Raw genomic sequence first — 26079 nt, forward strand, 5'->3', positions numbered from 1 at the left:
CACACCATACGACCAAACAATCACCCAACAATCGCTACAATGAATCAACAGCTCAAAAGGCCGCTTAATACAGGAACATTAACACCGAAATATTAACTTAACTTACCAGACTTTTGGTCTCGAAAATGGGGAGTGTTATACTATTTAAGCTTAAAACGAATGTGTCGCCTTTGGATTTCAGGCGTTCTTTCAATTAAGGATACTGAGCATAGCTACGACAGGTCGCATTTGTTTATGCTGCTTTGTGGGCCCAAGTGTTTTAATTTAGGTTTTTAGTTTATTGGATGCTCTTAGTGTATTGGAATACATTTTTGCGAAATTTCTTTCGGAGTCTTTACCTGTTTTAGCCGGCTTTCTGCATCTGTATTGACGTCTACATGAAAGTTTGTTACAATGAGGTAAAATCTTGAACTAGCTATGCCAGAGTGTTAAAACTGGATTAGCGCCAATTAATTTGTAGTGAAACATGAGTAAATTCACATTCGTAAAATCCAGTAGTAAAAACAATCAAATTCAATGAATTCAAAGCTCATACAAACTTGTAGCAGTATATTTCTAGGTACCGTTGGTTTAACAGCTACATTTTTACCTGATGAAATTGCCAGCAATTTCGGCATGAATGCAAATGAATATGCAAATATTATTATTCAAATTCTTGGTGCTTTATATGTTGGTTTCGCCATGACCAACTGGATGGGAAAAACACTATTGATAGGGGGAATCTATGGTAAGGCACTGTATATGGGTAATTTTGCTCATTTCTTGATTGGTGCATTAGCATTGTTGAAATGGAATATTAGAAATGGTGCATCATCTAAAATCCTAATGGTATTACTGGCGGCATATTTGATATTTGCGGTAGTCTATGGATTATTTCTTTTTAAAACTCCAAAAACAGTAACGCTTAACGAAGATGCTTATACGAAAGTGTAAGTGTCACTAAAAACGAACAGGCCCCTGAATAAACTATCTGCCAAGCATAGACCCAGCTAGGTAAGCCCACCCAGAATGGAATAGGATACAGACGTGAAATTTGCTAAGCCTATTAACGGCACCCATCCGGGCTCAAACCATCGCTCCTTTTTATCGAGCCTTCGAGGTCTCCCGCTTTAGGATCGCCTGATTAATCCGCTTGATCAAGATAGGGCCTTCATAAATAAATCCGGTATAGATCTGTACCAGGGAAGCTCCTGCGTCTAGTTTATCGAGTGCATCCTGACCTGAGTGGATCCCTCCTACTCCGATGATCGGGAATGCCTTATTTGATTTCTCCGAAAGGTAGCGGATGACTTCCGTGGAGCGTTTTGTTAGCGGTTTGCCGCTCAAGCCTCCTGTTTCTGATTTCAGGTGCTCAGGCGAACGGAGGTTATCCCGTGAAATCGTTGTATTCGTAGCAATGACACCTGCGATCTTCGTTTCTGTCACGATCTCAATGATGTCGTCAAGTTGTTCGTTGGTCAGATCTGGTGCGATCTTTAGCAGAATGGGACGGCTGACACCGTTCTTGCTGTTGCGCTGCTGAAGGGTGTTCAGAATTTCCTTTAGGGGACCCTTTTCCTGCAAGGCTCTCAATCCCGGGGTATTTGGAGAGCTGACGTTCACAACGAAGTAATCTACCACGTCGAACAGGGCATCGAATGCTTTGATATAGTCGTTTACAGCTTCTTCGTTGGGGGTAATTTTATTCTTGCCGATATTGCCGCCAATTATTAGTCCTTTCCTCTTCAGGTACTTCAGGCGGGTTGCGGCTACTTCTGCACCTTCGTTGTTAAAACCCATACGGTTGATCAGGGCTTCGTCTGCGGGCAGACGGAACATCCGGGGCTGATCATTTCCTGGTTGCGGTAAAGGGGTAACGGTACCAATTTCAATAAATCCGAAGCCAAAGTGCGAAAGCTCTTCTACCAGTGCGGCGTTCTTATCAAAGCCTGCTCCGAGTCCTACGGGATTTTTGAACTTCAAGCCGAATACTTCTCTTTCCAGCCTGGGGTCATCCAGATGGAAGACGTTTTTCTGAAGAAAAGGTACGCCGGGGATCATATTGCCGTTCTTCAGCATGGAAGTGACAATATGGTGAATGTTCTCAGGAGCAAATTGGAATAAAAGAGGCTTTAGCAATTGATACATGCGGCGAAATTACTGCAGTTTTAGGAAATAAGAATGCATTTTCTCATTTATTTCTGTTACGCTGGCCACTTTAGCTGTAGTTTTGCGACTGCAAAGAACACGAAACATGGCAGATCATTTATCTCTGGTACAGACGGCCGACGGCTCTTCTACGATATTCAATAACCTGGTGGGCGAAAACTACCACTCCAGGCATGGTGCTTTGCAGGAAAGTCAGCACGTTTTCCTGAAATCGGGACTGCAGCATTTCCTGAACCTGTCGGGAGCAACTGCGGTGGACGTACTGGAGGTGGGCTTCGGAACGGGACTGAATTTCCTGATCAGCGCCGACTATTGTCGCACCGCAGGTATCAATTTGCAGTATACGGGCATCGAAGCGTATCCACTTTCGGAAGAGCTGATCTTTGCTACCGGATATGAGCAGTATGTTTCTGACGGAACCTGGCAAGCTTTTAAGGAGATTTACAGTCCTGCATTAGCCTCTGTACAAACCTTATCTAAGGCTTGCTCACTGGAGGTGGCGGTGACGAAGCTAATGGATTTTGATGCATCCCGCTCGTTCGATGTAATGTATTTCGATGCATTTGCGGAGATTCATCAGCCCGAGATGTGGTCTTTGGAAGCGTTGGCGCATATCACGCGGTTCATTAAACCGGGCGGGGTGTTTGTAACCTATGCCATTACGGGGAATCTGAAGCGGGCGTTGAAATCACTGGGTTTTTCCATCGAGAAAGCACCGGGTGCTCCAGGGAAGCGGGAGATGCTGCGAGCAACAAAAAACCTCTAGTTCCGCTCGAGGGGTCAGGCACTAAATACCTGGTTTTAAATCCACTCTGAGGGATCAGATACTCTGCGCAATAACAAATCCTGAGGCCCATGCCCATTGGAAGTTATAGCCACCCAGCCAGCCGGTTACGTCTACACACTCACCTCCGAAATAGAGTCCGGGTACCTTCTTCGCTTCCAGGGTCTTGGAGGAGAGTTCACTCGTGTCTACGCCGCCGCGCATCACTTCTGCCCTATCGTAGCCTTTATCTCCGGCGGGTTTCACTTTGAAGTAGTGGATCTGTTGCTCGATGGCCTGCAGGTCTGCCTTACTTAAGGACGCGAGGTTCTTGTCGACAGGCAGGTATTTGGCCATCGCATCCGCAATCTTCCGTGTATAGAGCTGCGCAAGTACCGTGATCAGACTTTTCTTGCCGTTCTGCTGACGCTCCTGTTCGATGAGTTCGAGAATATTTTGTCCTGGCAGGAGGTCAAGCTCGATCCAGTCGCCGGGTCGCCAATAGGAGGAAATCTGAAGGATCGCGGGACCGCTTAAGCCCCAATGGGTGAACAGGATATTTTCCTCAAAGCTGATCTCCTCATGGCTGACCCTGCAGAAAATGCTGTTTCCGGAAAGGCTTGCAAACCATTCGGCGTCTTTACCGGTGACGGTAAGAGGAACCAGAGCGGGTGCAGTGGCCACGATCTTCAGTCCGAATTGCCTGGCAATGCGCAAAGCAAAGTCTGTTGCTCCGAGCTTCTGAACGGGCAATCCGCCTGAAGCCAAGACTACCGCAGCTGCTTCCAGCGTCTTGCTCTTCCCATGCTGCTCATAAGTCACGCTAAAGCGGCCATCCTCGTGACGAGCAACGGATTTGACTTCTGCCTGAGTCCGGATCTCTTGCCCCAGGTCGGCACAAAGGCTTGTAAAAATATCCACGATGTCTTTGGCCTTGTTGTTTTCCGGAAAGAGCTGGCCGAGCGTTTTTTCCTGACCATAGATGCCGTAAGTCTCGAAAAAGCTGATGGTATCGTCTACGGTCCACTGTGAGAAGGCTGATTTGCTGAAATGTTGGTTGGCCGACAGGAAGTTAGCGTGGCTGCTGTATAGATTGGTGTAGTTGCAGCGCCCTCCGCCGGAGATCAGGATCTTGGCTCCTGCCTTGTCATTTCGCTCCAGGAGGATGACTTGTTTACCCAGGAAACCGGCCTGAACCGCACACATTAAGCCACAGGCGCCGGCGCCAATTATTATCGCATCAACCATCGGCCAAATATAAAAGTTTTGATTTTAGGGTTGGATATGTATATTTGTCTTATCCCGGTTTTAATCAGGAGCCCAATATATGTCAATACAGTTCACATACCATCATCATCTCCATCATCGCCTCGCGGCGATATGATATGTATATGGTTTCTACGTGAAACTGATTGTTCCTGAACACCTTTTATTGGACTGATTAAATTTTATATAAATTGAAAACACTCAAAATTGCTATCCAGAAATCTGGTAGACTAAACGAAAAATCGGTAGAGCTTCTTAAAAACTGCGGCCTTAGTTTTGAAAACTACAAAAGCTCCTTAATATCTCCTGTATCTAACTTCCCCCTCGAAATTCTTTTCTTAAGAGACGATGATATTCCTGAATATGTGCAGGATGGTATCGCTGATCTGGGTATTGTGGGCGAAAACGTAATCAACGAAACCGAAGTAGATGTAGCTTATCTCCAGATGCTAGGCTTTGGCAGATGCTCGCTGAAATTGGCGGTTCCGCAGAACGGAGAGATCAAGACTCTGGAGGATCTGAATGGTAAAGCCATCGCTACCTCCTACCCGAACATTCTGAAGAAATACTTAGCAAACAACAATATTACATCCGACATACGCACCATTTCAGGTTCTGTGGAGATTGCTCCCGGACTTGGTCTGAGTGATGCGATCTGCGACCTGGTTTCTACTGGTGGTACCTTAAAGAGCAACGGACTGGTAGCCTTTGGTGATGTGATGCACTCGCAAGCGGTGCTGATCGGTCGCAAGGGTGATGAAGAAAATCCACTGATCGTGGAACTGCTGCAACGCGTGCAATCTGTGCTGCGTGCAAAGGAAACCAAGTATGTTGTACTCAACATCGAGCGCAAGAATCTTGACGCGATCAAATCTCTTCTGAACGGCATCAAAAGCCCTACAGTTGTTCCTTTGGCGGATGAAGGCTGGGTTGCTGTTCATACCGTTATTTCAGAAAAAGATTTCTGGGATAAGATCAGCCAGATGAAGGCTGTGGGAGCACAGGGTATTGTTGTTATGCCTATAGAAAAGATCATTTTATAGTGTTACAGACCTATTTATATCAGGACCTGGGGGCGGGAGACATCAAGAAGCTGATCTCACGTAATGCCGACGAAGACCAGACTATTGGTCAGCGTGTAGAGTCCATCATCTCTGAAGTGCGCACGAATGGCGATGCAGCGCTGCGGGCTTTTGCTGAGAAGTTTGACGGGGTGCAGCTGGAGAAGCTGTATATCGAAAAGCACGAGATTGAGCAGATAGCAGCGGGTATCGGTGCGGAACAAAAGGCGGCTATAGATCTGGCTTATGCCAATATATCTGCTTTCCACAGCAGTCAGCAACACCAGGAGGCAGCGGTAGATACCATGCCTGGCGTGACTTGCTGGCGTGAAAGCCGCGCGATTGAGCGCGTGGGACTCTATATCCCCGGAGGCTCTGCAGTATTGCCAAGCACTTTTCTGATGCTGGGCATTCCAGCACGGATTGCAGGCTGTAAAGAGATCGTGGTTTGTTCTCCTCCTCAAAAGAATGGGCTTATCAATTGCTATGTGGCCTATGTGGCGGTTTTGCTGGGCATTGAACGCATTTATCTGGCGGGTGGCGCTCAGGCTGTGGCCGCTATGGCTTACGGTACGGAGAGCATTCCGAAAACAAATAAGATCTTCGGTCCGGGTAATCAATACGTGACCAAAGCAAAAACCATCATACAGTCTTCGACACAAACAGCTATTGATATGCCGGCAGGACCTTCGGAGGTTCTGGTGATTGCGGACGAGGGTGCGGATGCGGAGTTTGTGGCGGCGGACTTGCTGGCACAGGCGGAGCATGGCGCAGACTCGCAGGCGATACTGGTGTCGAACTCCTCAGAATTGATCGAGAAGACGCTTGCTGCTTTAGAAAGACAAGTGGCAGTATTACCACGTGCGGAGATTGCGGGCAAAGCCATAGCAAACTCGTATGCGGTACTGACAGCCGACCTGACAGAGGCTATGGCATTTAGCAATGTATACGCTCCCGAGCACCTCATTCTGGCCACAGCGAACTGGAAAGAACTCATTCCTTCGATCAGCAATGCCGGGTCTGTTTTCCTTGGACATCTGACTCCGGAGAGTGCAGGCGACTATGCATCGGGCACGAACCATACGCTGCCGACCAGTGCTTATGCGCGGTCTTACTCGGGCGTGTCTCTTGACTCGTTCATCAAGAAAATTACTTTTCAGCATATTTCAGCTGAAGGCATTCATCATATCGGCAAGGCAGTAGAAGTACTGGCCGAACTGGAAGGACTACAGGCGCATAAAAATGCCATGTCCGTACGAATATCTTCTGTGAACAGCTAAATACAATCATGATGGAATTTGATTTAAACAAAATATTAAGGACCAATATCTTAAACCTGGTTCCTTACTCTTCTGCACGGGATGAATTTAAGGGTGAAGCCTCTGTTTTCCTCGACGCCAATGAGAACAGCTTCGGCTCTCCGCTGAACAAAAACTACAACAGGTACCCTGATCCGATGCAGCTGGCCGTGAAGACCAAGCTGAGCACCATCAAGGGTGTGCCTCCTCAGAATATATTCCTTGGAAACGGCAGTGATGAAGCGATCGATATCCTGTTCAGGGCATTTTGTCGCCCGGGAGTCGACAACGTTATCATCCTGCCCCCTACTTACGGCATGTATGAGGTTTCGGCTAACATCAATGATGTGGCCATCAAAAAGGTGCTGCTGACGCCCGACTACCAATTGGATATGGAGGCGATTGCAGAGGCGATTGACGAGTATACGAAGATGATCTTTGTGTGTTCGCCGAACAACCCCACGGGTAATTCGATCATCCGTGAGGATATTGAAACGCTGATTGCGAACTTCGGCGGACTGGTGGTTGTGGACGAGGCATATATCAACTACTCGCGCCAAAAAACGCTCATTCAGGAACTGACAGAGTACAGCAACCTGGTGGTGCTGCAGACGCTGTCGAAGGCATGGGGACTCGCCGGTATTCGCCTAGGTATGGCTTTCGCCAGTGAGGAGATCATCGAGGTCTTCAATAAGGTAAAGCCCCCTTATAACATCAACGAGGCTACACAGGAGCTTGCTCTGGAAGCATTGAACAATGTGGATCAGGTGAATGAGTGGATTCGCGAGACTATCCGTCAGCGCGAAATGGTCATTGCAGAGATGATTGAGATGCCTTTTGTGCGGGAGATCGTTCCTTCGGATGCGAACTTCATCCTGGTGAAAACAACCGATGCGCGGGGCATCTACACCTATCTGGTGGAAAGAGGAATCATCACACGCGACCGCTCGAAGGTTCAACTCTGCGAGGGATCCATACGGATCACTATCGGCACTCCTGAAGAGAATGTGCTGCTAATTAATACATTGAAAGCTTACCCTACTGAGAATTAAAATGGAAGACTTGAACAGCTTGAACAAGCGCAAGGTATTGTTTATTGACCGGGACGGAACACTTGTTCTGGAGCCTGAGGATTATCAGGTAGACTCATTTGCGAAGCTTCGCTTCTATCCGGAGGCGTTTAAATACATGACGAAGATTGTGGAAGAACTCGACTTTGACCTGGTGATGGTAACCAATCAGGACGGTCTGGGTACGGAGAGCCATCCAGAAGAGAACTTCTGGCCGGTACACAATTTCATCATGAACGCTTTTGAGGCTGAAGGTGTGGTTTTTAAGGAAGTGATTATAGACAAAACCTTCGCACATGAGAACAAAGATACACGAAAACCGGGCACAGCGCTGTTGAAGCATTTTTTTGACGCAGAAAAATACGACCTTAATAACTCTTTCGTTATTGGTGACAGAGTAACGGATATAGAGCTAGCTAAAAACCTGAATGCTAAAGCCATATGGATCAATCAGAGCAGTAGTCTGGGTGCCGATGAAGTGAGCACCCGGCAGGATGAGCTGAATGGGTTTATTGCGCTGGCGACCACCTCCTGGAAGGACATCTATGAGTTCCTGAAGGTAGGCAAAAGGGAGATTGAGCATAGACGCACAACGAAAGAAACCGACATTTATATTAAGTTAAACCTGGACGGAAAAGGCGATGCGAAGATCAGCACGGGCCTGCACTTCTTTGATCATATGCTGGATCAGATTGCACGCCACGGCAGCATTGATCTGGAGATCACGGCAAAGGGCGACCTGCATATAGATGAGCATCATACGATTGAAGATACGGGGATTACCCTGGGTGAAGCAATTGCAAAAGCGCTCGGTGATAAGCGGGGAATTGAACGGTATGGTTTTTGCCTGCCAATGGATGATTGTTTAGCTCAGGCGGCGATCGATTTCGGCGGCCGGAACTGGATTGTGTGGGATGCTGAATTTAAGCGGGAGAAGATTGGCGAGATGCCTACTGAGATGTTCTATCATTTCTTTAAGTCTTTCAGCGATGCTTCCAGATGTAATTTGAATATTAAAGCAGAAGGTACAAACGAGCACCATAAGATAGAGGCCATTTTCAAGGCTTTTGCCAAGGCGATCAAAATGGCGGCGAAGCGCGACGTGAACAACATGCAGCTGCCGAGTACCAAGGGGCTTCTTTAAATATTATACAGGCAGATGATTGGAATTATTAATTACGGAGCCGGAAACATCTTTTCGCTGACAGCGGCGCTCGACAGGCAGCAGATCGCTTACGAGATGGTCAATTCGGCGGATAGCTTTGACCGGTACGACCGCTTCATCATTCCGGGTGTGGGCCATGCAGGAGCGGCCATGCAGAAGCTGGAAGAAAGCGGCATGGTTGAGAGCATCAAAGCTATTGAGAAACCCGTGCTGGGTATCTGCGTAGGCATGCAGCTGCTGACGGAGTTTTCGGAAGAGGGAAACTCCTCATTACTAGGTATCACGCCTGTAAAAACGCTTCATTTCAAAGATGATCTGAAGATAAAGGTGCCTCACACTGGCTGGAACAAGGTGAGCGTCGAAAATGAGAGCAAATTATTCAAAGGAATTCCCAGCGGAAGCTACTTTTACTTCGTTCATTCCTATTTTATAGAATTTAATTCTACTTTTACAGTCGCTTTTGCTGATTACGGCCTGAAATTTTCGGCAGCAATCAACAAAAACAATTTTTATGGTGTCCAGTTTCATCCTGAAAAGTCAGGTGAAGCGGGAGAGCAGTTACTCAAAAACTTTTCAGAATTATAGAAAAAATATGTACATAATCCCTGCAATTGATATTCTGGACAAAAAGGTTGTCCGTTTACGTGAAGGAAACTACGAGCAGGCTACATTTTACGATGTAACCTTAGAGGAAATGATTGAGCGTTATCAGTCTAACGGAACTGAGTTCGTTCACATTATCGACTTGAACGGTGCTAAAGGTGATTTCAGTAATCAGGAATATCTGTTCGATATTATCCGCAAAACTGAAATGAAAGTGCAGTATGGCGGTGGTGTAAGAAGCATTGAGAAAGTGAAAGAGCTGATCGATGCGGGGATACACCGTGTTATCGTGGGAACTCAGGCCATCACGAACCCTGACTTTCTTCCTGAACTAAGCAAGGCGTTCTCGCATAGAGAAACCGGCTCGGGCACTGACCACATCGTTGTGGCCATTGACGTCCTTGACGAAGTGATCAAGTACTCTGGATGGATGGAGAGCTCTCCGATCAAACTGATGGATTACGTGGATACTTGTCTGAATCTGGGCTTCTTCCGCTTCCTGTGTACCGACATCAACAAAGATGGCAAATTAGGTGGCGCAGGTGTTGAGTTGTATCAGAAGTTGCTTGATCACTCTCCTTTCATTAAGCTGATCGCTTCAGGCGGTATCAGCTCGATGGACGATATCAAGGCACTACAGCAGTATAAAGTAGAGGCTTGTGTGGTTGGTAAAGCAATCTATGAAGGTCATATCTCAATTGACGAGATTAAGGACTGGAACTTAAAATCATTAATTTCTTTTTAATTGGTTTCTAAACGTATTATTCCCTGCCTGGATGTAAAGGACGGCAGAACCGTGAAGGGCATCAATTTCGTTGATCTGCGCGATGCAGGTGATCCGGTGGAACTGGCCTGGCAATATTCCAGACAGGGTGCTGATGAGCTTGTTTTTTTGGATATCACGGCGACTAATGAGCGCCGGAAAACGATGGTTGAGCTGGTTAAGTCGGTTGCACGCCAGGTGAATATTCCTTTTACCATTGGCGGCGGCATCAATGAGATGGCCGACGCCGATGTACTTTTAAATTCGGGAGCGGATAAGATCTCCATTAATTCGGCAGCTGTACGGAATCCAGAGCTGATCAATGAACTGGCTAATGCTTTCGGTAAGCAGTTTGTTGTGGTTGCAGTGGATACCAAGCGGGTGAACGGGCGCAACCTGGTACACCTGAACGGTGGAAGGATTGCCACGGAGATTGAGACGGAAACCTGGATTAAAGAGGTGGAAGACCGCGGCGCGGGGGAGATACTGCTGACTTCTATGGATCATGACGGCACAAAGGGCGGTTTTGACAATGAGCTTCTGGCGAAGATTAACCGGGATCTGTCTATTCCCCTTATCGCCTCGGGCGGCGCGGGAACGATTCAGCATTTCGCGGATACCTTCCTGGAAGCGAATGTAGATGCCGCACTGGCAGCTTCGGTATTTCACTACGGTGAGATCCTGATTCCTGACCTGAAACGTGAGCTGCGCAAGCAGAACATAGAAGTTCGATTATAATTAATACACATTGCCATGTCTATAGACTTTAAGAAGAGCGACGGTTTAGTACCTGTGATCATTCAGGACTATCAAAGCCTGGAGGTGCTGATGCTCGGATATATGAATGAGGAAGCTTTCGCCAAAACGGAATCTGAGGGTAAGGTTACTTTCTTTTCGCGCTCTAAGAACCGTCTCTGGACTAAGGGTGAAGAAAGCGGGAATTTTCTTTTTGTAAAGAGCATCGCCATTGATTGCGATCAGGACACGATCCTGATCAAGGCGGATCCGGTTGGGCCTACCTGCCATACGGGATCAAGAAGCTGCTTCAACTCGGAATACAACCAGAACTTCATCTTCAAGCTGGAGCAGATCATTGCCGATCGTTACGATAATCCGCAGGAAGGTTCTTATGTGAACCGACTGAGGGAAAAAGGCCTGAATAAGATTGCGCAAAAGGTTGGCGAAGAAGGCGTGGAAACCGTGATCGCTGCACTGAATGAAACAGAGTTCGATCTTATTAACGAATCATCAGACCTGGTTTTCCATTTACTGGTATTGCTCCGCGAGAAGAACATCTCTTTGGAAACGATTGCCAAAAACCTCGAGTCGAGGCATAAATAATCTTGCTTATGATCGATGTTGACATGACGGCTCTCCTACCCGGCCATCAGAATTCTATCTATACTGTTGAAGCTGGTCCGGATGGTACCAGCTTTTATACTGCTGGTAACGACAAGGGCGTTGTGCAGTGGTCTCTTGCCGACCGCAAGCCGCGGGTCATTACTCCGGTAAAGAGCTCGGTGTATGCGCTGCTGCTGTCTGAAGACAAAAGCATTCTGGTGATTGGCGAAAGAAGCGGCCTGGTGAACATCTTCAGCCTCGCTGAGGCGAAGATCGTAGCGCGGATAGAGCAACATAAGCTGCCCATCTTCTCCGTTGCGGAGATCGCACGGAAGAATGAGATCCTGGTAGGTTCTGAGGATGGTACGGTCTCTGTGCTAAGTTCGCTCGACTTTTCTTTCCTATACAATTTCAGAGTAGCTCCCGACACCATCAGGGCGATGGCGGTGAGTCCCGATCAAAAGACACTTGCTTTCGGTTGTAAGGACAGCATCGTGCGGATCTATGACGCGGATACCTTTACGCTGCAGCATGAGCTGAATGGGCATACCATGCCGGTTACCTCGGTGGCTTTTAGTCCCGATGGTCAGGTACTTCTTTCCGGCGGACGTGATGCACAGCTAATCGCCTGGAACGTGGCGGATTACAGTATGGTAAAGAGTGTGACAGCGCATATGTCTGCGGTTTATGATATCAAGTTTCATCCTTCGGGCAAGTTGTTTGCCACGGGGAGCCAGGACAAGAGCATCAAGATCTGGGCTCTTGAAGACCTGAAGCTACGCCGCATTATCAGCCGCGAAAAGGGTTTCAACTCTCACTCCCACTCGGTAAACAAGCTGAGCTGGGTAGATGGCGGACAGTCGCTCGTTTCCATAAGCGACGACAAGATGGTGATGCTGTGGGAGATCCGGATTACGGATTAAAACGCTTTATAATGCGCAGCTTGTGCGTATGGCGACCCATTTCTGCATTATAGATTCCCTGATCATCAAGAATGTCGATACGCACCTTTCCTGAAGCGTGGATGATCTGCTGGGAGTCGAGCATGATCCCCACATGAATGATCCTTCCTTCATCGTTATCAAAAAAGGCAAGATCCCCGGGTTCAATCTCCTGTAAAAAGTTGACTACATTTCCCTGCTCAGCTTGCTGCCAGGCATCGCGGGGCAGATCGATGTTGAGCATTCTGAAAACCATTTGAGTAAATCCCGAGCAATCGATTCCGAATATGGATTTACCTCCCCAGAGATAAGGGGCATTGAGGTAGAAGCGCGCGTATTCGTTAATATCCCGGCTGAAGTCTGTTCCTGCTGCTATCTGGGGCGCCTGACTGAACCGGTAGGTGCTCTCTCCTATCTGAAAAGTGTGCTGTTGGTTGGGCTTAGGGATCCGGCTTCCTGCAAGCAGATACTGTTTTTCCTGATTATCTGTTCTTTCAATGGTTTGATAGACGGCCAGACCTGTGACTATCTGATCTTTAGTGAGCGCCTCAAGCTGACTTGCAGTAATGGCTTGCTGCTGTTTGGGATCGATCCAGCCTGTATAATCGTCGGCGAGAGTACGAACCTGGAGCCATTTGGCTTGGGTTTCCAGAATTTCGACACAGTCTCCGAACAGAAGGAATGACAGGATTTCACTTTTATCAGAGGCTTCTGCTCTGAGAGGAACCAGGGCAAGGGTGCAAACACCGTATTCAGTAGTCATCTTACAAATAAATTAAAAAAATCTCCTAAGGCCTAATTAAAACTAATGGATTGTAAAAACGTTTCATCAATGTAACGTGAATTAACTTAAACCCGCAATTATGAAAACACTGAATCAAATCACCAAGATTTTGATTGCCGTAGAAGACAGTCAATATTCTGAACGGGCTGCCGGATACGGATTTGACCTGGCTGAAAAGCTGGGAGCTTCGGTGGCATTGCTCCATGTGAACGAGGTTCCTGTCGGGACATCTTATATTGCAGACCCCATGCTGAATGAGTCGCAGGTCATCTTACCTGACCTGATACAGCTGCAGGACGAGTCGAGCAGGAAATTACTGGACCGCATATCAGAACAATATGCAGCGCGTGTACCCATCTATACGTATACCAAGATCGGTAATCCGAAGGATGAGATCCTCGCTACCGCGGAGGAATGGGGTGCAGAGCTCATCATCCTGGGTACTCACGGACGGACAGGCTTCGACCACTTTATTTCAGGAAGCGTTTCGGAAAAAGTGGTAAGGAAAGCGAAGTGTCCCGTTCTGATTATTCCTAACAAGGATCAGGACGAAACAGAGGCATAAAAAAAGGCGGTTACATTTAGATGTAACCGCCTTTTTTCTGTATTGGTGGCTTTTTATGCCTCCATATGTAGCCATGCTTTTTTAGCAAGCAGTTCATCTTCTGTCTCTCTGACGTCTTCGTCGTCCACGCAACAATCTACAGGGCATACTGCTGCACACTGAGGCTCGTCGTGGAAACCTTTACATTCTGTACACTTATCTGAAACTATGTAGTAGAACTCTTCTGATATAGGGGCCTGAGTCTCTTCAGCATCAAGAGTGGTACCATCGCCAAAATCGATAATGCCACGCAATGCAGTTCCTTCAGAGAAACGCCAAGCAGCTCCAGCATCATAAATAGCATTGTTTGGGCACTCTGGTTCACAAGCTCCGCAGTTTATACACTCATCTGTTATTTTAATCGCCATGGTCTAAATGTCTTTTCCTTAACTTACTTTTGCAAAATTATATTCCTGCAAAAACAGTGCAAATATAACAGAAAACTTGATTTTAATATAAGGATACATGTTGTTACCGTTAATTAAGAATGCTTTTACACAACTTGGACATTACTTGCTCTCGGAAGACGAGCAGCTGATGTCGCTTGTTAAGGCGTCTCATCATTATAATGCCTGGTTTACAGAAGATCAGGTTCTGCACTCCGTACGGGCCCTGGGCGCTATGCTGAACGAACAGGACGTCAATAAGTGGATCGATGAGGCCTACGATGGAAGGGCAGCGACGGGCGAGCCTAAGGTAGTTGGACTGGTATTAGCAGGAAACATTCCTCTGGTAGGTTTCCATGATATTCTGACTGTGCTGGCTAGCGGACACAAAGCGTCTGTTAAACTGTCCTCTCAGGACAAACATCTGACGCCTCACATCCTGAGGCGCCTGGTGGAATTCTATCCGGAACTGGGCGAGCAAATCACCTACGTGGACCGTTTAAAGGATTTCGACGCGGTGATTGCCACAGGCAGCAATAATACTTCCCGCTATTTTGAATTCTACTTCAAGTCAGTGCCGCACATTATCCGCCGCAACAGAAACAGTGTGGCAGTATTGGATGGAACTGAGACGACGGAGGATTTCGTTGCGCTGGGACATGATATTTTTGACTATTACGGACTTGGCTGCCGCAACGTTTCCAAACTGCTGGTACCTGAAGGATATAGTTTTGTTCCCTTCTTCGAGGCCATTGAAGAACCATACCGTGGAGTAGCGAATCATCACAAATACGTGAACAACTACGATTACAATAAGTCAATTTATCTGGTTAACGGAGCGAAGCACCTCGACAATGGCTTTCTGCTGCTGAAGCAGGATGAGGGTCTTGCTTCTCCACTCGCAGTTCTATTTTACGATGAGTATCGCGACCGCAGCGATGTGGAAGCGAAGCTGGCTGCTGTTTCAGAGCAAATTCAGTGTGTGGTATCGAAGACCGACCTTTCGCTGGATAACCAGGTGCTTGGTTTTGGCTGCAGCCAGAGTCCACGCCTGTGGGATTATGCAGACGGGGTGGATACTTTTGCCTTTCTGCTGAGCATATAGGCTTCTTCAGAGCATATTATAAATGGCGATTTAGCAGGAAAATAGTAACTTTGAGCCTATGTATGTCATCAAAGTAAAGGGAATAGCGAAAATACCCGATTATGTTCAGCTACGAGATGATGAATTTACCTTACTGGCATATTTCCGGGTAGACCGTCCGGAGAAGTCGCTGGACAAGATTGGTCTCGGAGACAAAACAGAAGCGATTATGTCGCTCGTCAGGGATCTCCCTTTTGGTAAAATAATGAAATTAGAATTATAGTATGATCGGAAACTCCATTATAAAGCTCCATAACGTAGATGTTTATCAGCAGAAACACCTCGTTCTATCATCAGTGAACCTGCATATAGATAAGGGTGAGTTCGTATTCCTGATTGGCCAGACCGGTTCAGGAAAGAGTAGTTTGATGAAGATCCTTTATGGAGAGCTTCACATTACCGAGGGAGAAGGACATGCGGGAGGTTATGACCTGAAGAAGCTTTCTGATCATGATGTACCCTACCTGCGCCGCAAGCTGGGTATCGTGTTTCAGGATTTCCAGCTGCTGACCGACCGTACCGTAGAAGAAAACCTGCGCTTTGTTTTGAATGCTACTGGTTGGAAAGACCGCAAGCTGAAGGATGAGCGCATCAAAGATGTACTGGAAAAAGTAGGACTGCGCTCCAAACTGAGGAAAATGCCACATGAGCTATCAGGTGGTGAGCAGCAGCGCGTAGTTGTTGCAAGAGCATTGCTGAACGATCCGGAATTGATCCTGGCAGATGAGCCTACAGGTAACCTCGATCCGGAGACTTCTGAAGAGATTATGCTGCTACTGAAAGAGATCAGCCGTTCAGGGACAGCCATCCTCATGGCCACCCATAATTACAACCTGATCCGTACCTTCCCTTCTCGCATCATCAAGTGCGAAAATGGTCGCGTAATTGAAGACGCAAAAATTGCATAAACAGGCTAATTGTCTGCATCAGACAATATTTGGCTGACATTGTATAGGTTTAGCTGACAGCTTGACCGTTAATTTAACTTGGCAAATTATTTGTCTACAGGATAAGATATGAACTTTTCAGATATGTTGAAAAACAAGAAGAAAACTACCGAAGAAGAGAAAGTAGCTTCTGACAATCAGACTCAGTCTGAGATGGAACAAAATGTAGAGCAGGCGGAACAGCCGCAGGCAGAGCAGACAGCTGAAGCTGAAAGCGAGACAAAGGAAGTAGAAGAGATTTCTGCTGAGGAGAAACTTCGTGCGGAGCTGAAAGAGGCTAATGACAAATATCTGCGCCTATATGCAGAATTTGACAACTACAAAAGACGCACAACTAAGGAACGTATCGAACTGCTTCAGTCTGCAGGTAAGGACGTCCTGGTAAGCCTCCTCCCTATTGCGGATGACTTTGACCGTGCGATCAAATACATGAACACATCTTCTGACATCGAAGCGGTTAAAGAAGGAATCGTTTTGGTAAGTAGCAAATTTAAAAGCACGCTGACGCAGAAAGGCGTTAAGGAAATGGAGTCTATAGGTACAACCTTTGACGCAGATCTTCATGAAGCTATCACGAACGTTCCTGCACCATCTGAAGATATGAAGGGCAAAGTTATAGATGAGGTTGAAAAAGGCTATTTTCTGAACGAGAAGGTGATCAGATTTGCTAAAGTAGTTGTAGGAAGTTAATTATATGGCAAAGAGAGATTTTTACGATATCCTCGGTGTTTCCAAGAGCTCTTCTGCGGATGAGATTAAAAAGGCTTACCGTAAGCTGGCAATAAAATATCATCCGGATAAGAACCCTGGCGACAAAGAGGCTGAAGATAAGTTCAAGGAAGCGGCTGAGGCGTACGAGGTGCTGAGTAACCCAGAGAAGAAGCAGCGTTATGACCAGTTTGGTCATGCTGGAACTTCTGCAGGCGGCTATGGCGGCGGCGGTCACATGAACATGGACGATATTTTCAGCCAATTCGGAGATATCTTTGGTGGCGGTGGCAGTCCGTTTGACAGCTTCTTCGGAGGTGGCGGTCAGCAAGGTGGCAGAAGCCGCGTTTCGCGTGGCAGCAACCTTCGGATTAAGGTAAAACTGAATCTCGATGAGATCGCTAAAGGTGCAGAGAAGAAGATCAAGGTAAATAAGCTGATCGTTTGCCGTACATGCGATGGTACCGGTGCAAAAGACCGTTCTTCTGTACAGACCTGCCGTACATGCGGTGGCGCCGGATCAGTAAGACGTGTAACCAATACCATCCTTGGTCAGATGCAGACCAGCAGCACCTGCCCTACTTGTAACGGATCAGGAACACAGATCACTGCGAAATGCGATAGCTGCCACGGTGAAGGTGTTGTGCGCGGTGAGGAAACCATCACGATCAATATTCCTGCAGGTGTAAGCGAAGGCATGCAGCTTTCGATGAGCGGAAAAGGTAATGCTGCTCCTAATGGCGGTATTCCGGGTGATCTGATTATCCTCATTGAGGAGATTCCTCATGAGACCCTGCAGCGCGAAGGAAACAACGTGGTGTATGATCTTCATATCAGCTTTATCGATGCGGCATTGGGTGCTTCTGTAGAGGTGCCTACGATAGATGGCAAGGCGAAGATCAAGATAGAGCCTGGTACTCAGGGTGGAAAAATCCTGCGTCTTAAAGGCAAGGGTGTACCAGAGGTGAACTCTTATCACAGAGGCGATCAGCTGGTGTACGTGAATATCTGGACTCCTAAAGCGATTTCCAAAGATGAGCGGGAACTGCTGGAAAAACTGCAGGCCTCTCCGAACTTTAAACCTCAACCGGGTAAGCACGAAAAGAGCTTCTTCGAGAGGATGAAAGAATACTTCGAATAATCAAATTCATTATAAAGAGGCTGTCTCGTGTTAGAGCAGCCTCTTTTTTATTTACAAAATTCGTGTGTAAAGGGCCTGATGGTCCCGAGATATAATCCCCCGTCGTTGGGAGCCTCGATTTACCTTAAACACCTTTTCGTATGCATAATCAAATTGCTGTTCTGGACCTGGGTACCAATACTTTTCACCTCTTAATTGCTGAACTACGGGACGGGGTCTTGAATGAGATCTTCCTGGAGAAGAAACATGTGAAGCTTGGAGAAGGCGGAATTACCGAAGGAAGGATCGCTCCTGCTGCCTTTGAGAGAGGCATCAAGGCGATGCAGGACTTTAAAGGTGTGATTGACCAGCATAATGTAAAAGCTGTATATGGAACCGGAACGGCTGCATTGCGGACGGCTGCAAACGGACAGGAGTTTGTGGAGCAGGTAAGGTCACTGACTGGTGTCAGCATCGACATCATTGATGGAGAACGCGAGGCTTCACTCATCTACCGGGGAGTACGGGAGGCAGTTCCCATTCAAGGCAGTGCGCTGATCATGGACATTGGAGGCGGTAGTGTGGAGTTTATTTTCTGCAACGAGAAGAGTGTTCAATTTAAGAAGAGCTATCCGATTGGGGCGGCCCGATTGATGGCGCTGTTTCACAAGTCGGATCCAATCAGCACGGCTGATATCAATTCAGTAGAGACACACCTGGATGATTTGCTGGCAGACTTACATGAAAGTTTAGGCGCCTATAGACCGGCGACACTTATCGGTTCAGCAGGAGCTTTCGAAACCTTTGCTGACCTGGCTATACGTAAGTTCAGCCTTCAAGATAGAGCGGGACTTTCTGGTTACCGCATTGTAAGAAATCAACTACTTGATGTTATTGACGATATTCTTCACTCTACTCACGAAGAGCGGTCGGCTGACGATAAGATCAGTCCGGTGAGGGTCGACATGATTGTAACGGCTGCGGTACTGACGGCTTATATCCTGAAACACGCATCTGTTTCGGAGGTGATGCTTTCGACCTATGCGCTTAAAGAAGGGCTTCTCTACGAGAAATTGTCCGGCTGGTAAGATCTACTTCCTACGGTCAATAGCGCTCTCTTAACGCTGTGACGCGGTCCAACGCGGTGTCTGGAGCGACCGCTTCAACCAGGGTCGGGTTAACATTCAGCTTGAATCAGTAATCCTAATACAAGGCCCCGGGACCTCGTAAATCGTGAGTTTATTTGCGAGGCTAACAAGAGTGGCAAGGCCTATTCGCCTCTCTCTAACATCTTCCTCAATTCCTGTGACAGCCTGAAAGTTGGTAAACCGACTACATTGTTATAAGAACCCTCGATCTTCTCAATAGCCGTGTGACCGATCCACTCCTGTATACCGTAGGCTCCCGCTTTATCAAAGGGCTTGTAGTTGCGGATATAAAACAACATTTCAGCCTCAGTCATCTCCTTGAAATAAACAGTGGTACTCTCGTAAAAGGCATGAATCTCATGTTTGTACAGAAAAGCGACCCCGGTGATCACTTCATGCGTTCTGCCCGAGAGAAGGCTCAACATGCGTAGCGCATCCTCTTCATTCTCCGGTTTTCCAAGGATGAGGTTATCGATCGTCACAATGGTATCGGCAGTAACGACAATCTCATCATCCTGTAAAGAGTCATCAAACGCTTCAGCTTTCTTTCGTGCAATATAGACAGCCACATCACGAGGCTGCAGGTCTTCCGGATAGGATTCGTCTACGTCTTTCAGCACAACTCTGAAGTCAATATCCATTTGCTTCAGGAGCTCCTGTCTTCTTGGTGATTTTGAAGCTAATATAACGGGAGGAAATGATGTAATCATAAATTGATCGTTTAAGATGAGGTGATGGTATCGTCATGAGCTGAAGGGTCCTGGTCGTACCATTTCCCCTGGATCTTGAGTACCTTCTCAATGACGTCGCGCACACATCCGGCGCCACCTGAAAAAGGAGATATATAGTCGCTTATCGCCTTTACTTCTTCAATGGCGTCATGCGGACAAGCGCTGGCTCCTACCACCTTCATGACAGGCATGTCAGGAACATCATCACCCATATATAAAACAGATTCAGGCGCCAGATCATGCTTCTTGATGAACTCGCGATAAACATCGAGTTTCCTTTCAATACCAAGATGCACTTCGGTAACACCCAGCCCATTCAGCCGAAAAACAACACTTGCGGAATTGCCTCCGGAAATAACACAGATATGAAAACCCTTTTTTACTGCGAGCCGCATGGCATAGCCATCGCGAACGTTAAACTTTCTGAGCTGATCGCCTGACTCGGTCACGAGTACCGTTCCGTCGGTGAGAATGCCGTCTATGTCGAGAATAAATGCTTTAACTGCTTTGATTTTGGATAGGAACATACATTTAGGTTTGGTGCAAATTATTGATCAGGGTGCTTGCACCTGATGATACTTTCTGTCATGAGACTATATAACTGCAGAAGATCAGGCGATGCTTTTAATTGCTCTTTGTGGCGACTTATCGTTTCCTGGTCGTTTCTTGCTGCAGGACCAGTCTGCGCATCTGCGGGATCAAGACTTTGAACTTTGGCTGCCGTTTCCGCGATGAGCGGAAGAAGCAGGTTGAAATCCAATCCCCTTTTTTCAAGGAGACCTTTTGACACCGTATAAAGATGATTGCTGAAGTTACATGCAAAAACCGCTGCCAGATGAATTGAAGCGCGTTGTGCCGAGTCGGCAGCTCGTACAGTCTTGCTGATTGATGCAGCAAGCACATTCAGGTTCGTGTTAACCTCCTCCGTGCTGCCCTCTATTAAAACCGGCACTTCCTGGAAGTTTATAGGCTTCTGTTTGCTGAAGGTCTGCAAAGGATAGAAAACACCCGCATAGAGGCGGTCTTTGCCCAGCAGATCCATGCCGACCGTCCCTGAGGTGTGGACAAGCAGCTTGTCCGGAAACGGAAAGGATGATGCTACCTCCCCGATAACATCATCCTTCACGGAAATAATATAAATATCTGCTGAATGATCCAGCGTCCCGAGATCGTCGGTAAAATCTGCCGATAGTACCCTACCAAGTTTGGCTGCATTTGACAGCGTGAGACTCCAAACCTGCAGGATTTCATGCCCTCCTTGTTGAAGTGCAGGACCCAGATGAGTAGCTACATTACCGCTGCCTAGCAGAACGATCTTCATTAGCTGACGACTTTAATCTCCTTATTTCTTCTGAAAATCGAGATCAGGAAGCCAACCACCATCAGGATGTTACCCGCCCAGAAAAGATTGATGAACGGAAACTTAATCGCTTTCATTACAACCCACTTCTTCTCAGCCTTTGGCTTCTGATAAAGCATCATCTCCAGCTTGTCCTTTTCAGGATATACATTTGAGAAACGAACCTTCAAACCTGGATCAACAAGCGTTTTTCCAAAGTCGAACTTGTTACCTCCTTTTACGAGGAATACAGGTTCCGCGGTATAGGTTTTACCCGCATGGGTGCGAACCTCCAGCTGCAGAGCGATGGCAACATCTCCTGCCTTCAGAGGAATCTTTTCTATCGTGGCGTTTTTGTTAACACCTTTAACAACGATGACACCTTCACGGTAACGGATCGTATCTCCAGGAGAAACCTCATAAGTCACCGGCTTTTCATAGCCTTCGTCTTCTGAATGGCCCTCATGATCTTCGTGTTCAGCCACCTCTTCTTTCAGAGGAACGCTGCTTACATGGGTATAAATATCATGCAGGAGGTAATGGCGGGTATCAGGAGACGCAACAATCGTCTGCATCTTAGCATTCTGCTGCGCGTGCGGATAAAGGTCGAACTCTTCCTTCACTTCCTTCGTTTCTTCATCAATCACCTTATAATTTACACGGTAATAGGTGTTAACGCCTTCAGTCGAGTCGCCCTTATAAGTCACCGTATATTCGTCCATCCTCACCGGCTCGTCTTCATAAAGAATGATGTTTTCCTTGGAGTTGTTGTTCTTGTCGAACTCGTCGCCAAAGCCAACACCTGATGTGTTCAGAGAAACAACATTGCTGGTTGCTGCTGCCACAAGGGCTCCAATTAACAGGAGACCAAAACCGATATGAGCGATAGAAGAACCTGCCAGCTTCCATTTGCCTTTGAAAGCATCGATAAGCACGTGAACGTTACATGATATAGAGAAGATGGCAGCAAAGGTCAGTACCACGTACATGACGTTGTTGTTCACCTTAGCAACGTATGCGAATGCTGCAGTGACAACCGCTGCGATCAACAGGATCATACCGATCTTGCGAAGGAACTTCTTAGAATCCGTGTTCTTGTATTTCAAATACTGAGAGAATCCGGATACCAGACTAATCACTATAGCAAAAGGTACCTGCCACTGGTGATAGTGTTGGATCACATCTGCAGGCGGCGCAATCTTAGTACCAAACAGGGCATTGAATACCGGAATAGAGGTAGTGGATATCACCTGTACACAGGCTACAGTAAGTACAAGCGCACCAATGAATAACCAGAACTCCCTGGAGTAGGTCTCCTCATCTTTTTTCGTTATCGGTAACTCTTTCCATCTGGCCACAAGAAATCCAACCGCCAGCGCAAAGAACGCGAGAATGAAGGTCAGCAGGTGCCCGAACATTCCTAAGTCAGTAAAGGAGTGTACTGAGGTCTCTCCCAGAATTCCACTTCGGGTAAGGAAAGAGGCGTACAATACAAGCACGAAGCTGATCAATACCAGGAAGGTAGCTGTGAAGTATGAGTGTCCCGTACTTTTGTAGGAGATCATCACGTGCACCCCTGCGATAAGCGTTAACCAGGGAATAATGGATGCGTTCTCCACAGGATCCCATGCCCAGAAACCACCGAAATTAAGTGCTTCATACGCCCAGAAAGAGCCCATGATAATACCTGCACCCAATATCATAACAGCGAAGAGTGCCCAGGGCAAAGATATCTTCACCCATTCTGAATATCTTCTCTCCCATAATCCCGCTATTGCGTAGGCAAAAGGCACGATCATAGATGCGAAGCCCAGGAAAAGGGTCGGCGGATGAATAACCATCCAGTAGTTTTGCAGCAAAGGGTTCAGGCCATTACCGTCCGGAATAAGCGAGAGATAATCTGCACGAGAGAAGATCGGCCCTTCCACAGCATCCCTCAACAGGATGAAAGGAGAGCTTCCTATTCTTGTCCCCAAAATCTCTACACCGAGCAGCATGGAGGAGATAAACACCTGCGACACCATCATAATGGTCATCACGGGACTCTCCCAGCTGCGGGCACGCCAGATGAGAATGTTGGCTAGCATCGACTGCCAGAACATCCAGAGCCAGAAGCTTCCTTCCTGCCCTTCCCAGAAACTGGAAATAATATAGTACACAGGCAATGAGCGAGATGAGTGTGCCCATGCATAGTGATACTCAAAATAATGATTGTAGATGATGTAATAAAGGCAGATCCCGATTCCAAGAACACCTACGGTGTTGATCCAGGTAGAGATACGCGCCAGGCGTCTCCAGGAGTCATCTTTCGTATCTTTTATTGTCGAAAAGTAGTAAGATATCGCCGATAAAAGCGCGGTACCAAAAGTAAGTATAATAAAGAACTGCCCAAGTTTCCCAGGGAGCAGGTGTTCTCCTGCAAATTGTATATCCATTTAGAATTTTTTCTGTGTTAAGCAGCGGTATGCTGAACTTCCTGAATCTCCACCTGATCCTTGTTGTACTTAGAAGGACATTTCATGAGAATTTTAGAGGCTCTGAACTCATCACCTACCATTTTCCCGGTAAGCACGATCTCTTCTGAGCGTTCGAAATCCTGAGGTTTGGCGCCTGAGAAGACAACCTTACATTCTTTACCCTGCTTGTCTTTTAGGTAGAAGGCAAAATAGTTGGCATCGTGCTGAGGATTGTATACCAGCTTTTTGTCCTTATTCAGCTGGCCGACGACGTGAAGCTCAGTCTGACTTTCGCGCGCATCGCTGAACGAACCATATGTACTTGAGTCGGCATAGGTGCTAATGATGACCCCAATAGCAATTGCAATAATGATAATGCCTATGATTGAGCTTTTTTTCATTGATTTGGTAATTACACTATTCTGATAGAATATGGCGCAAAATTACGAAACCGGAATGATTAGTAAGAACTTATTCGCCCCCAAAAAGCAAGGGGGGCGAATAGTTCATAATAATTTTACATTTCTAAGGCCAGATACCCATGTTCATGTACGATACCGCCACTTTATTGATCGCGCCAACAAAAGCAGCCGTGCGAAGATCGCCTATTTTGGCGTTCGACATTTTCGTTTCCCTGATCTCATGATATGAGCGCACCATGGTTTCCTCCAGACCTGAATTAACCAGTTCAAGCTCTGTTGGACCCTTCACAATAAGTCCGCGCTGCTCGGAAGTCAGGTTTACTCCGGTCATCTTCTCTACAAGAGATACCAGGTTCATGTTCGCGTTTTCTTCATAACGTTTGTCCATACGGCCAAACGCCACGTGAGAAAGATTCTTCAGCCACTCAAAATAAGAAACCGTTACACCACCTGCGTTACAGTACATATCAGGGATGATGATGCCACCTCTTTTAATGAAAACGTCTGCAGCTTCAGGAGACGTAGGTCCGTTAGCCGCCTCTGCGATAATCTTTGCCTTAATCCTGGAGATATTAGATGCCAGAATCTGGTTCTCAAGAGCCGCAGGAACCAGAATGTCGCATTCCTGTTCCAAACCTTCTGCCGAGTTGGCAAACTCATTTGCAGCACCCGAAAATCCCAGTATCGAGCCCATTTCTTTACGGTGTGCAACTACTGCGTCGAGATCCAGGCCATTGATGTTATAGATCGCTCCCTCGTACTCACAAAGGCCTACAACCACGGCACCCATCTCGATCAGGAACTTTGCGGTGTTATAACCGACGTTTCCAAGTCCCTGAACAATGACACGCTTACCTGTCAAACCGGGTGTAAGTCCCAGTGGCGTCATATCCTCAGCAACATTCACGCACTCGCGGATAGCAATTGCCACTCCTCTACCGGTCGCTTCACGGCGGCCCTGAATTCCATGCAGTGCAATCGGCTTGCCGGTAACGCATCCCATAGCGTCCAGTTGCCCCGGATGCATAGTATTGTAAGTATCCGCAATCCAACTCATCTCGCGCTCACCTGACCCATAGTCTGGAGCCGGAACGTCTATTGCGGGACCGATGAAATTTTTTCTCACCAGTTCCACCGTATATCTTCTGGTGATATTTTCAAGTTCAGCCAGCGAATAGTTCTTCGTATTGATCTTAATTCCGCCTTTTGCACCGCCAAAGGGAACATTAACAATGGCACACTTGTAGGTCATTAATGCGGCAAGAGCCATCACCTCATCCTCATTCACCATATCGCTATAACGAATACCACCTTTTGTAGGCGACATGTGGTGAGAGTGCTCAACACGCCAGGCATCTATAACCTCAACGCCGTTCCCTTTCCTTATCGGAAATCTGAATCGGTAAACACTATTGCAGGCTTTAATCTGATCCAGCAAGCCTGCCGAATGGTTCGTAAACTGCGATGCATGATCAAAGAAAGAGCATACATCATTGAAGAAACTTGTGTTTTGCGTTGTAGACATAGATTAATAGTTAGTTCTTTTGTTCAAGCTTTTTTACCTTTCTGTCGATACTGAACAGATATGCAATCAGGGCGAGCAGAATCAGGGTGATTACAGCAACCACCACATAGATTTTACCCGAAGAACGCATACCGTCAGCCATCTCAACTCCCCCGGAAGATTGAGCGAAAGACGTACCTGCTGTAACAAGCAACAGATAAAAAGCTGCAATATATTTTCTCATTATGACTAGTTTAATTGTTTATTCTGAAGCTTCCGGATTCTGAACTGCAGACCGGCAATCCACACACCCATCAATATCCATCCCAGGCAGGCCGGATAAAAGATGCCCCTCATCCTGCTGTCA

General features: G+C 47.0%; 29 protein-coding genes. 18 read left to right on the forward strand and 11 right to left on the reverse strand.

The window, feature by feature from the left end:
- The first annotated feature begins 516 nt into the window (after nt 1–516).
- The gene (locus ACO1NU_RS02025; RefSeq protein ID WP_448816782.1) at nt 517–933 is read left to right on the forward strand and encodes a hypothetical protein; all 417 of its coding nucleotides are present in this window, start codon (nt 517–519) and stop codon (nt 931–933) included.
- 150 nt (nt 934–1083) lie between these two features.
- On the opposite strand, the gene ACO1NU_RS02030 is transcribed toward ACO1NU_RS02025, so the two are convergent.
- Nucleotides 1084–2127 carry a quinone-dependent dihydroorotate dehydrogenase gene (locus tag ACO1NU_RS02030; RefSeq protein WP_448816783.1) on the reverse strand — a complete coding sequence of 348 codons (1044 nt, stop codon included), beginning with the start codon at nt 2125–2127 and terminating at the stop codon, nt 1084–1086.
- 106 nt (nt 2128–2233) lie between these two features.
- Here ACO1NU_RS02030 and mnmD point away from each other — a divergent pair, with 106 nt between their 5' ends.
- The gene (mnmD, locus tag ACO1NU_RS02035; protein ID WP_448816784.1) at nt 2234–2914 is read left to right on the forward strand and encodes a tRNA (5-methylaminomethyl-2-thiouridine)(34)-methyltransferase MnmD; all 681 of its coding nucleotides are present in this window, start codon (nt 2234–2236) and stop codon (nt 2912–2914) included.
- A gap of 54 nt (nt 2915–2968) precedes the next feature.
- Here the strand turns inward: mnmD and ACO1NU_RS02040 are convergent, their stop codons facing one another.
- Nucleotides 2969–4159, reverse strand: a complete 1191-nt coding sequence (locus ACO1NU_RS02040) for an NAD(P)/FAD-dependent oxidoreductase (protein ID WP_448816785.1) — start codon at nt 4157–4159, stop codon at nt 2969–2971.
- A 209-nt stretch (nt 4160–4368) separates the two neighbouring features.
- On the opposite strand from ACO1NU_RS02040, the gene hisG reads away from it, so the two are divergent.
- Genes hisG through ACO1NU_RS02085 form a run of 9 tightly spaced genes read left to right on the forward strand, consistent with a single transcriptional unit; the run spans nt 4369 to nt 12401 of the window.
- The gene (gene hisG / locus ACO1NU_RS02045) at nt 4369–5220 is read left to right on the forward strand and encodes an ATP phosphoribosyltransferase (protein ID WP_448816786.1); all 852 of its coding nucleotides are present in this window, start codon (nt 4369–4371) and stop codon (nt 5218–5220) included.
- Entirely contained in the window at nt 5220–6518 is a 1299-nt protein-coding gene (hisD, locus tag ACO1NU_RS02050) for a histidinol dehydrogenase (RefSeq protein ID WP_448816787.1), read from the forward strand. The genes hisG and hisD overlap by 1 nt, the downstream gene beginning before the upstream one ends.
- 11 nt (nt 6519–6529) lie before the next feature.
- Nucleotides 6530–7588, forward strand: coding sequence for a histidinol-phosphate transaminase (gene hisC / locus ACO1NU_RS02055; RefSeq protein WP_448816810.1), 1059 nt, complete (start codon nt 6530–6532; stop codon nt 7586–7588).
- 1 nt (nt 7589) lies between these two features.
- The gene (gene hisB / locus ACO1NU_RS02060; protein ID WP_448816788.1) at nt 7590–8750 is read left to right on the forward strand and encodes a bifunctional histidinol-phosphatase/imidazoleglycerol-phosphate dehydratase HisB; all 1161 of its coding nucleotides are present in this window, start codon (nt 7590–7592) and stop codon (nt 8748–8750) included.
- Nucleotides 8751–8765: 15 nt separating this feature from the next.
- Nucleotides 8766–9356 carry an imidazole glycerol phosphate synthase subunit HisH gene (gene hisH, locus ACO1NU_RS02065; RefSeq protein ID WP_448816789.1) on the forward strand — a complete coding sequence of 197 codons (591 nt, stop codon included), beginning with the start codon at nt 8766–8768 and terminating at the stop codon, nt 9354–9356.
- 7 nt (nt 9357–9363) lie between these two features.
- A complete protein-coding gene (locus ACO1NU_RS02070; protein ID WP_448816790.1) occupies nt 9364–10119 on the forward strand; it encodes a 1-(5-phosphoribosyl)-5-[(5-phosphoribosylamino)methylideneamino]imidazole-4-carboxamide isomerase in 756 nt (251 codons plus the stop codon).
- Nucleotides 10120–10875, forward strand: a complete 756-nt coding sequence (hisF, locus tag ACO1NU_RS02075) for an imidazole glycerol phosphate synthase subunit HisF (RefSeq protein ID WP_448816791.1) — start codon at nt 10120–10122, stop codon at nt 10873–10875.
- A 15-nt stretch (nt 10876–10890) separates the two neighbouring features.
- Nucleotides 10891–11478 carry a bifunctional phosphoribosyl-AMP cyclohydrolase/phosphoribosyl-ATP diphosphatase HisIE gene (gene hisIE, locus ACO1NU_RS02080; protein WP_448816792.1) on the forward strand — a complete coding sequence of 196 codons (588 nt, stop codon included), beginning with the start codon at nt 10891–10893 and terminating at the stop codon, nt 11476–11478.
- A gap of 8 nt (nt 11479–11486) precedes the next feature.
- Nucleotides 11487–12401: a WD40 repeat domain-containing protein gene (locus ACO1NU_RS02085; RefSeq protein WP_448816793.1), complete on the forward strand. Its 915-nt coding sequence runs from the start codon at nt 11487–11489 to the stop codon at nt 12399–12401.
- Here the strand turns inward: ACO1NU_RS02085 and ACO1NU_RS02090 are convergent.
- The gene (locus tag ACO1NU_RS02090; protein WP_448816794.1) at nt 12391–13182 is read right to left on the reverse strand and encodes a C40 family peptidase; all 792 of its coding nucleotides are present in this window, start codon (nt 13180–13182) and stop codon (nt 12391–12393) included. The two genes, ACO1NU_RS02085 and ACO1NU_RS02090, sit on opposite strands and share 11 nt — an antisense overlap.
- Before the next feature lie 100 nt (nt 13183–13282).
- On the opposite strand from ACO1NU_RS02090, the gene ACO1NU_RS02095 reads away from it, so the two are divergent.
- On the forward strand, nt 13283–13768 hold the full coding sequence (locus ACO1NU_RS02095) for a universal stress protein (RefSeq protein WP_448816795.1): 486 nt from the start codon (nt 13283–13285) through the stop codon (nt 13766–13768).
- Nucleotides 13769–13821: 53 nt separating this feature from the next.
- On the opposite strand, the gene ACO1NU_RS02100 is transcribed toward ACO1NU_RS02095, so the two are convergent.
- Nucleotides 13822–14175, reverse strand: a complete 354-nt coding sequence (locus tag ACO1NU_RS02100) for a 4Fe-4S binding protein (protein WP_448816796.1) — start codon at nt 14173–14175, stop codon at nt 13822–13824.
- Between the two features lie 97 nt (nt 14176–14272).
- On the opposite strand from ACO1NU_RS02100, the gene ACO1NU_RS02105 reads away from it, so the two are divergent.
- The 6 genes from ACO1NU_RS02105 to ACO1NU_RS02130 all read left to right on the forward strand — a co-directional run bounded on the left by ACO1NU_RS02105 (nt 14273) and on the right by ACO1NU_RS02130 (nt 19200).
- Nucleotides 14273–15298 (forward strand): acyl-CoA reductase, encoded by a 1026-nt coding sequence (locus tag ACO1NU_RS02105; protein ID WP_448816797.1) that lies wholly within the window; start codon nt 14273–14275, stop codon nt 15296–15298.
- Nucleotides 15299–15356: 58 nt separating this feature from the next.
- Nucleotides 15357–15560: a fructose-6-phosphate aldolase gene (locus ACO1NU_RS02110; protein ID WP_448816798.1), complete on the forward strand. Its 204-nt coding sequence runs from the start codon at nt 15357–15359 to the stop codon at nt 15558–15560.
- Nucleotide 15561: 1 nt separating this feature from the next.
- Nucleotides 15562–16245: a cell division ATP-binding protein FtsE gene (locus ACO1NU_RS02115; protein WP_448816799.1), complete on the forward strand. Its 684-nt coding sequence runs from the start codon at nt 15562–15564 to the stop codon at nt 16243–16245.
- Between the two features lie 108 nt (nt 16246–16353).
- Nucleotides 16354–16974, forward strand: a complete 621-nt coding sequence (locus tag ACO1NU_RS02120; protein WP_448816800.1) for a nucleotide exchange factor GrpE — start codon at nt 16354–16356, stop codon at nt 16972–16974.
- 4 nt (nt 16975–16978) lie between these two features.
- Nucleotides 16979–18133, forward strand: a complete 1155-nt coding sequence (gene dnaJ, locus ACO1NU_RS02125; protein WP_448816801.1) for a molecular chaperone DnaJ — start codon at nt 16979–16981, stop codon at nt 18131–18133.
- A gap of 140 nt (nt 18134–18273) precedes the next feature.
- Nucleotides 18274–19200 (forward strand): Ppx/GppA phosphatase family protein, encoded by a 927-nt coding sequence (locus ACO1NU_RS02130; protein ID WP_448816802.1) that lies wholly within the window; start codon nt 18274–18276, stop codon nt 19198–19200.
- 182 nt (nt 19201–19382) lie between these two features.
- On the opposite strand, the gene ACO1NU_RS02135 is transcribed toward ACO1NU_RS02130, so the two are convergent.
- The 7 genes from ACO1NU_RS02135 to ACO1NU_RS02165 form a co-directional block, all read right to left on the reverse strand.
- Entirely contained in the window at nt 19383–19970 is a 588-nt protein-coding gene (locus ACO1NU_RS02135; protein ID WP_448816803.1) for a Maf family nucleotide pyrophosphatase, read from the reverse strand.
- 11 nt (nt 19971–19981) lie between these two features.
- Nucleotides 19982–20518 (reverse strand): KdsC family phosphatase, encoded by a 537-nt coding sequence (locus ACO1NU_RS02140; RefSeq protein WP_448816804.1) that lies wholly within the window; start codon nt 20516–20518, stop codon nt 19982–19984.
- A 20-nt stretch (nt 20519–20538) separates the two neighbouring features.
- Nucleotides 20539–21312, reverse strand: a complete 774-nt coding sequence (locus ACO1NU_RS02145; RefSeq protein WP_448816805.1) for a Rossmann-like and DUF2520 domain-containing protein — start codon at nt 21310–21312, stop codon at nt 20539–20541.
- Nucleotides 21312–23765: a heme lyase CcmF/NrfE family subunit gene (locus ACO1NU_RS02150; protein ID WP_448816806.1), complete on the reverse strand. Its 2454-nt coding sequence runs from the start codon at nt 23763–23765 to the stop codon at nt 21312–21314. The genes ACO1NU_RS02145 and ACO1NU_RS02150 overlap by 1 nt, the downstream gene beginning before the upstream one ends.
- Before the next feature lie 17 nt (nt 23766–23782).
- Nucleotides 23783–24187 (reverse strand): cytochrome c maturation protein CcmE domain-containing protein, encoded by a 405-nt coding sequence (locus tag ACO1NU_RS02155; RefSeq protein ID WP_448816807.1) that lies wholly within the window; start codon nt 24185–24187, stop codon nt 23783–23785.
- 124 nt (nt 24188–24311) lie between these two features.
- A complete protein-coding gene (locus ACO1NU_RS02160; RefSeq protein WP_448816808.1) occupies nt 24312–25733 on the reverse strand; it encodes a Glu/Leu/Phe/Val family dehydrogenase in 1422 nt (473 codons plus the stop codon).
- Nucleotides 25734–25743: 10 nt separating this feature from the next.
- A complete protein-coding gene (locus ACO1NU_RS02165; protein ID WP_448816809.1) occupies nt 25744–25956 on the reverse strand; it encodes a CcmD family protein in 213 nt (70 codons plus the stop codon).
- Nucleotides 25957–26079: the final 123 nt, after the last annotated feature.

The sequence above is a fragment of the Arcticibacter sp. genome, assembly GCF_053551015.1.

Bases quoted from the DNA above. Each gene is read 5' to 3' on its own strand.
- ACO1NU_RS02025 (WP_448816782.1), top strand. From the start codon at position 517: ATGAATTCAAAGCTCATACAAACTTGTAGCAGTATATTTCTAGGTACC.
- ACO1NU_RS02030 (WP_448816783.1), bottom strand. From the start codon at position 2,127: ATGTATCAATTGCTAAAGCCTCTTTTATTCCAATTTGCTCCTGAGAAC.
- mnmD (WP_448816784.1), top strand. From the start codon at position 2,234: ATGGCAGATCATTTATCTCTGGTACAGACGGCCGACGGCTCTTCTACG.
- ACO1NU_RS02040 (WP_448816785.1), bottom strand. From the start codon at position 4,159: ATGGTTGATGCGATAATAATTGGCGCCGGCGCCTGTGGCTTAATGTGT.
- hisC (WP_448816810.1), top strand. From the start codon at position 6,530: ATGGAATTTGATTTAAACAAAATATTAAGGACCAATATCTTAAACCTG.
- hisB (WP_448816788.1), top strand. From the start codon at position 7,590: ATGGAAGACTTGAACAGCTTGAACAAGCGCAAGGTATTGTTTATTGAC.
- hisH (WP_448816789.1), top strand. From the start codon at position 8,766: ATGATTGGAATTATTAATTACGGAGCCGGAAACATCTTTTCGCTGACA.
- ACO1NU_RS02070 (WP_448816790.1), top strand. From the start codon at position 9,364: ATGTACATAATCCCTGCAATTGATATTCTGGACAAAAAGGTTGTCCGT.
- hisIE (WP_448816792.1), top strand. From the start codon at position 10,891: ATGTCTATAGACTTTAAGAAGAGCGACGGTTTAGTACCTGTGATCATT.
- ACO1NU_RS02085 (WP_448816793.1), top strand. From the start codon at position 11,487: ATGATCGATGTTGACATGACGGCTCTCCTACCCGGCCATCAGAATTCT.
- ACO1NU_RS02090 (WP_448816794.1), bottom strand. From the start codon at position 13,182: ATGACTACTGAATACGGTGTTTGCACCCTTGCCCTGGTTCCTCTCAGA.
- ACO1NU_RS02095 (WP_448816795.1), top strand. From the start codon at position 13,283: ATGAAAACACTGAATCAAATCACCAAGATTTTGATTGCCGTAGAAGAC.
- ACO1NU_RS02100 (WP_448816796.1), bottom strand. From the start codon at position 14,175: ATGGCGATTAAAATAACAGATGAGTGTATAAACTGCGGAGCTTGTGAA.
- ACO1NU_RS02105 (WP_448816797.1), top strand. From the start codon at position 14,273: ATGTTGTTACCGTTAATTAAGAATGCTTTTACACAACTTGGACATTAC.
- ACO1NU_RS02110 (WP_448816798.1), top strand. From the start codon at position 15,357: ATGTATGTCATCAAAGTAAAGGGAATAGCGAAAATACCCGATTATGTT.
- ACO1NU_RS02115 (WP_448816799.1), top strand. From the start codon at position 15,562: ATGATCGGAAACTCCATTATAAAGCTCCATAACGTAGATGTTTATCAG.
- ACO1NU_RS02120 (WP_448816800.1), top strand. From the start codon at position 16,354: ATGAACTTTTCAGATATGTTGAAAAACAAGAAGAAAACTACCGAAGAA.
- dnaJ (WP_448816801.1), top strand. From the start codon at position 16,979: ATGGCAAAGAGAGATTTTTACGATATCCTCGGTGTTTCCAAGAGCTCT.
- ACO1NU_RS02130 (WP_448816802.1), top strand. From the start codon at position 18,274: ATGCATAATCAAATTGCTGTTCTGGACCTGGGTACCAATACTTTTCAC.
- ACO1NU_RS02135 (WP_448816803.1), bottom strand. From the start codon at position 19,970: ATGATTACATCATTTCCTCCCGTTATATTAGCTTCAAAATCACCAAGA.
- ACO1NU_RS02140 (WP_448816804.1), bottom strand. From the start codon at position 20,518: ATGTTCCTATCCAAAATCAAAGCAGTTAAAGCATTTATTCTCGACATA.
- ACO1NU_RS02145 (WP_448816805.1), bottom strand. From the start codon at position 21,312: ATGAAGATCGTTCTGCTAGGCAGCGGTAATGTAGCTACTCATCTGGGT.
- ACO1NU_RS02150 (WP_448816806.1), bottom strand. From the start codon at position 23,765: ATGGATATACAATTTGCAGGAGAACACCTGCTCCCTGGGAAACTTGGG.
- ACO1NU_RS02155 (WP_448816807.1), bottom strand. From the start codon at position 24,187: ATGAAAAAAAGCTCAATCATAGGCATTATCATTATTGCAATTGCTATT.
- ACO1NU_RS02160 (WP_448816808.1), bottom strand. From the start codon at position 25,733: ATGTCTACAACGCAAAACACAAGTTTCTTCAATGATGTATGCTCTTTC.
- ACO1NU_RS02165 (WP_448816809.1), bottom strand. From the start codon at position 25,956: ATGAGAAAATATATTGCAGCTTTTTATCTGTTGCTTGTTACAGCAGGT.